At 28.6% G+C, this 601-nt stretch carries 2 tRNA genes; both read left to right on the top strand.

Annotated elements, in window-relative coordinates:
- The first annotated feature begins 5 nt into the window (after positions 1 to 5).
- Positions 6 to 82, top strand: a tRNA-Ile gene (locus tag A500_RS19110).
- A 5-nt stretch (positions 83 to 87) separates the two neighbouring features.
- Positions 88 to 163: transfer RNA gene (locus A500_RS19105), tRNA-Ala, on the top strand.
- The last annotated feature ends 438 nt before the right edge of the window (positions 164 to 601 follow it).

Raw genomic sequence — 601 nt, 5'->3', positions numbered from 1 at the left:
AACATGGATCTTTAGCTCAGTTGGTTAGAGCAACCGGCTCATAACCGGTCGGCCCGGGGTTCGAGTCCCTGAAGGTCCACCATATTTGGGGGTATAGCTCAGTTGGGAGAGCACTTGCCTTGCACGCAAGGGGTCAAGGGTTCGAATCCCTTTACCTCCACCAAAGCTACGAATTTATTCGTAGCTTTTTTTGATTTAATCAAGTACTACTTATTATATAAATTAAATAAAAAAGTTTTAATATTAATTATAGAAATAATTAAATATATTTTCAGAAATAAATTATAAATAAAGAAAAAAACATAACGAAGGTATTAAAAGGAATAATAAGATAATCAGCTGCTTAAGTATTTAATATATGGCTATCAGTAAAAGAATGTATATATTCCTTTTTAAACTAGATTATAAAAAATATATATTAAGGTTAAACTTACCCACGAGTATCATTAATAGAAAAACTTATATATTTAGAGAATAATAAAGAAAAACGAGAATAATATCAGTAAATAATATTATATTGTAAAAAATAAATCTATTTCAAATGGTATTATAAAACATGTCGCTGAAACATGCGACAAAATAAGTCAAAAAAACTTTTGAA

This window comes from Clostridium sartagoforme AAU1, assembly GCF_000401215.1.
Classification (GTDB): Bacteria; Bacillota; Clostridia; order Clostridiales; family Clostridiaceae; genus Clostridium; species Clostridium sartagoforme.
Note: the sequence above shows the minus strand (reverse complement) of the source record. Positions and strands in the feature narration are given on the sequence as shown.